The following is a 4,879-nucleotide window of genomic DNA, read 5'->3' on the forward strand; positions in this document are numbered from 1 at the left end:
CCAAGCTCGGCGTAGGCATCAAGCATTCCCGCTAACTCATCGCTGGTGGGGCGTTTAATGCGATGGGCAATCATGAAAGCACCGATTTGGGCCGGGGTTGCCTCTTGGGTTAACATCATCTTGGTGGCCATTGCCGCTTCGGGACGGGTTAAATTTCTGCCCGTATGGGTGCCACTACCGATCGCTTTTAATAATTCTCGAAAAGTATCACTCATCTCAAGGAAAAAAATAAAGAGTAAATAGGGTTTGCTGAATAAATCTAAAAACCTTGTTGGATAAGACTTTTAGACTTGTTTTCCCTCAAAAAGTGCCGACCTTTGGAGTGATTGGGGGGAAAATCCCTGGACTTTTTCCCTGAAAATTAGGTAATTGACCACCTGAAAATGGATAAAACCCCACACCCCACACCCCACACCCCACACCCTGCCCCCACGAAAAACTTTTTCAGCAAACCCTAAATAGGATTGATTGGGATTGCTAAGGCTGGACGTGGTGGTTTTCTAGGCTTTTAACCACACTTTGATTCATTTGCCGCACTAATTGACAGAAATGAGCGATCGGTGGTATCTGTAGGCGATCGCTGGTGGTGACAAGGACTACCTGACGGGTGAGACGATGACTAAATTTACCATTATTAAGATAGGGATTTTCGCCACTAGGGGAAGCAAGAGGACGAATGGCGAGGGTAGCATCGCTACGCGCTTCCATCAGGGCAGATTGGGGCAGAAGAGCGATAATATTACCCTGACGCACCACACCGCGAAAAGCATCGAGGGTGTTTAATTCCATGACAGTTTTCAGGTGGGCATCCTGACGGGAAAACCATTCTTGTACTAATCTTTGCATTCCGTAGCCATCTTTGAAAACCACTTGCGGATAGGGGATTAATTCTGACCATGGCACTTCTTTGTATTGGGCGAGAGGATGATTAGCGGCCATGAGAATTTCGATCGCTTCTTGGTATAATACCTCGACCACCATCTCCGGGCTAGAGGTGAGAAAACGATTATTCATTACCAACGCCACATCTACTAAACCATCCCGCAGCACTTTTAAGGCGCGATCGCTGCCTAGTGCGGTAACTCTTAACTGAACTTCTGGGTATTCAGCGCAAAATTTCGGCAAAATCGGCGGTAAATAGTGGGCGCACACGGAATGAATCGCCGCCACGCACAATTCTGGCTGTTTTCCTGCCTGTAGGTCAGTGATTTCCTCGTGAACATTCGCCCACTCTTGACAAATCCGTTTCGCCCGGGGCAGTAATTTCTCCCCAGCAATGGTTAACTTCGCTTGGGCGGTACGATGGAAAAGAGGTAAGCCCAAATCGGTTTCTAGGGATTGAATCTGCCGGCTGATAGTCGATTGGGTGACTCCACACTGGCGGGCGGCTTGACCGAAATTGCCCGTATCGGCTACGGCTAAAAAGGCTTGCAATTGCTCGATCCGCATTCTTTCTCGTTTTAATTACATTCCTTCATGACTTTATGACAATAACGAATTTTATTCTGACTTTTGGTAGAAATTGCTACCGTTTTCTCAGTTATCAGTTACCAGTTATCAGATGTGAGTTTTCAGTTCACTGATTACTGTTGACTGTGGACTGATTACTGAAAAAAAACTACCCCTGCACCACCTGTTTAAGGGTGGTAAAGGTTTCTAGGTTGATTAACCCCCGGCGCTGGCCTTTTTGGTTGGAAATGCCCAAAAATACCGATTCTCCCTGTTTGGGATTGCGATCGAATCGGGGGGAAGAATTGATATAAACTAAAGCACTATCGGACTCCATGGCAAATTGACGACTTTCTCGATAGGATTCGGTGACAATACAATCCGCATGACCGCTACTATACTTATTAATCCAAGCGATCGCATCAGTGAGGGTATCCACTAACCTAAAGGCCACCGTTTTTTCTAAATAGGGTCTTTGCCAATCATTATCGGTGGCAATGGTTAAATGTTCGGGAAAATCCGCCGCTAATCGGGTATCTCCCCGCAATTTAAAGCCTTTTTCCTGCAAACTTTTAAACAAACGACTTAAAGTCGAAGAATTTTGATGGGGACTAATTAAAACTTTTTCGATCGCATTGACCGGATCGGGTATACTGCCATGACTATCGATAATTACCTGACGGGCTAACTCCAAATCGCCACTAGGAGACCAATACAAATAACAGTTTCCCATCGCTGCGCGCAAAACGGGAACCGTGGCCAATTGACTCACCCGACCAATTAAACTAGGGCGACCGTAAGGAATAATTAAATTAACATAATTTTCCTGGGTCAGCAACTCCTCTAGGGAGGGACTAGAATCACAGGGCAAACCACTGACACAATCCACGGGTAAACCCACATCTTCCAATGCTTCTTGGATAATTTCCGTAATCACCCCATCGGAATGACTAGAGGCATTGGAACCCCGAATAATCAAACTATTGCCACTTTTTAGGGAAAATCCCGCCGCTACCATCGCTAATTCCGGAAAACCTTCATAGACGAAGGCAATCACTCCTAAAGGCATCCTTTGGCAATAGGTTTGGGAAGGATTCAGTTGATAGGCCGCGTTAATTACCTGTTGCAGCGGATCCGATGCTTCCGCTAGTTGTTGCAATACCTCCACCGTCGTCTCTAAACGTTCGGGAGTTAACCGTAACCAGCGAATCATTTGTTCCGAGACGGCCATCTCTCGACTGACTTCTAAATCGAGGGTATTGGCTTCTAAAATGCGATCAAAGCCAGTTTTAATGCCCTTAGCGATCGCGATTACCCCGCGATTTCTTTCATTGCCATTAAATTGACCTAGAGCCAGAAAAGCATTATATGCTTGCTTAAAGATCGTCAGGGGGGGGGTGGAGGAACTTTCGATCATAGATTCTTGTCTAGCGTCGATAGGCTAACCAAAAGATGAATGCGGGCAAAATAACTAATAGCATAACTAGAATTGCCCCAAAAATCACGCTTACCCCAGGTGGTGATTTTAAAATTAAGGGTAGCCAAACGATCGATAATAACAGAGTTATCCCCATTATCAGGGGTAATACCTCTTGCCCAAGGCGCTGATTCGTACTCACCCAACGAAATCCCGTCCAGCGCCAAGTGCGTTTATAGGGATAGTGGGGGGCTAATTGTTCGATAATTTGACCGTTTTCCTGTAGCACAAATATCTGTTGACAGCGATCGCAGCCAAAGGCATCGGTCAATAAAATCGGACATAATGTCCCTTTCCGACGACAGGGACAAGGATAGTCTTGGTGTTGGTCGATTTTGGTATATTTACGCGGTCGCACAAGCTAAATTTTTGTTTATAAACGGTTGTTTTTAGTCGCTCGTGGTCAATAGCTAAGGGATTCAACGGTTGCCCAAAATCCTCAACCCTGTTGCTCACGGGTAATTCCCATCTTAAGGGATATCCCTAAATTATTCATCCTGACCTTAAGGTATATTTCAAGATTTTTTCAAGCGGGCAACGCGATTCGAACGCGCGACATTCACCTTGGCAAGGTGACGCTCTACCACTGAGCTATGCCCGCAAGCCGTTTTTTTCACACTTACCTGAGTATCCCAAATCTCAGAGCATTTGTCAAGTGGTTTGGAGCATTTTTTTACAATAATTCATCTTCTGGCAAATCCCCCAAACCGGTAATAGCTTCGAGAACCACTTCTATCTTAGCCTGTAGTCGGTTGAACTGATGTTCCAAGCGATCAAAACGCTTGTCAATGGCGGCGAATTTTTCATCCACTGCGGCGAATTTTTCATCTATATGCCGTTCCATAGCGTCAAAAGCTTCCGTAATCCGCCCCTCTGGTTCTAAATCTAATTCCAGAGTCTTGATTCTCTCGACAGCGTTGACTAATTGCCGTCTGAGTTGGTTAATATATTTGTTCTGTTCAGCTTCGCTCATCAGTGGAACTCCAGGAGTGGGGACAACTAAAATCCTAAATTCTGGGGGAATTTTCTTAGCCTTCCATCAGTGCCTGTTGGGGATTATTTTCCAATAATTCTAGGGGTTTATCTTCATTCCGGGGGCGCAATTGACGCATGAGACTAGCCATTTCTAGGGCAGATAGGCCATAATTCCAGCCCAAATTACTCTTAATACCGGCCCGTTCGAGGGCCTGTTGTAGAGTATCAGTGGTGAGAATACCGAAGACAACGGGAACACCCGTCTGAAAAGCGGCCGCAGCGATACCTTTAGCGGCCTCGGCGGCAACGTAGTCAAAATGGGGCGTTTGGCCGCGAATAATTGCCCCTAGACAAATAACGGCATCGTAACGGTGGGAAAGGGCGACTTGACGGGCTACCATTGGCACTTCAAAGCTACCCGGTACCCAGATATAATCCACTTGAGTGCCATCGGGATTAACATCAACCCCGTGACGCTTGAGACAATCTTGACAGCCTGATAACAGTTTATCAGTGACGAGATCGTTAAAACGACCAATCACGATCGCAAACCGCCAAGAGGATATATCCTCGGTAAAATTTCCCTCAAAAACAGTCATAAGGTGTGGGGTGTGGGGTGTGGGGTGTGGGGAGGTGGGGAGATGGGGTAGTGGGGAGGTGGGGAAACTGTCTCATCACCCTATCACCCTATCTCCTCCTGACTCCTGATCAAGGCTAAATCACTAAAAAGTTTAAAATAGCGACGGCAACGACTAAAATCGCCCAAATTGCCGAACCCACATAGAGAAGGGGTTTCGATTGATCCCAGTTTTGGGGGGAAGCATAGGCAACGGGGACACCAATCACCATCAGCAAGGAAAATAAAACTAAGGCAATGAGAAAAAATTGAAAAACAATAGACATGATTGGGTTCTCCTAAAGCAGTTGATGTTTATTTAGATAATTCTCCCAGATTTGATACTTGTATGGAAGAGCCTC

6 protein-coding genes, 1 tRNA gene and 1 pseudogene are annotated in these 4,879 nt (G+C 46.0%); all 8 read right to left on the reverse strand.

Features of this window, described 5'->3' with window-relative positions; translation table 11 throughout:
- Window positions 1-215: pseudogene (locus PX484_RS10940) on the reverse strand (hypothetical protein); the annotation flags it as partial.
- 262 nt (window positions 216-477) lie between these two features.
- Complete coding sequence (locus PX484_RS10945) at window positions 478-1,449, reverse strand: LysR family transcriptional regulator (protein ID WP_002803459.1); 972 nt, start codon at window positions 1,447-1,449, stop codon at window positions 478-480.
- A gap of 169 nt (window positions 1,450-1,618) precedes the next feature.
- The gene (locus PX484_RS10950; protein ID WP_287660462.1) at window positions 1,619-2,866 is read right to left on the reverse strand and encodes a glutamate-5-semialdehyde dehydrogenase; all 1,248 of its coding nucleotides are present in this window, start codon (window positions 2,864-2,866) and stop codon (window positions 1,619-1,621) included.
- Window positions 2,867-2,876: 10 nt separating this feature from the next.
- Window positions 2,877-3,284, reverse strand: coding sequence for a hypothetical protein (locus tag PX484_RS10955; protein ID WP_002803461.1), 408 nt, complete (start codon window positions 3,282-3,284; stop codon window positions 2,877-2,879).
- Window positions 3,285-3,455: 171 nt separating this feature from the next.
- Window positions 3,456-3,527, reverse strand: a tRNA-Gly gene (locus tag PX484_RS10960).
- A 72-nt stretch (window positions 3,528-3,599) separates the two neighbouring features.
- Entirely contained in the window at window positions 3,600-3,899 is a 300-nt protein-coding gene (locus PX484_RS10965) for a hypothetical protein (protein WP_002803462.1), read from the reverse strand.
- Between the two features lie 55 nt (window positions 3,900-3,954).
- Complete coding sequence (gene ribH / locus PX484_RS10970; protein WP_287666683.1) at window positions 3,955-4,500, reverse strand: 6,7-dimethyl-8-ribityllumazine synthase; 546 nt, start codon at window positions 4,498-4,500, stop codon at window positions 3,955-3,957.
- A 115-nt stretch (window positions 4,501-4,615) separates the two neighbouring features.
- Window positions 4,616-4,804 (reverse strand): photosystem II reaction center protein PsbZ, encoded by a 189-nt coding sequence (psbZ, locus tag PX484_RS10975; protein WP_002732865.1) that lies wholly within the window; start codon window positions 4,802-4,804, stop codon window positions 4,616-4,618.
- Between the last annotated feature and the right edge of the window lie 75 nt (window positions 4,805-4,879).

This window comes from Microcystis sp. M49636_WE2 (genome assembly GCF_030065375.1).
Lineage (GTDB): Bacteria > Cyanobacteriota > Cyanobacteriia > Cyanobacteriales > Microcystaceae > Microcystis > Microcystis aeruginosa_C.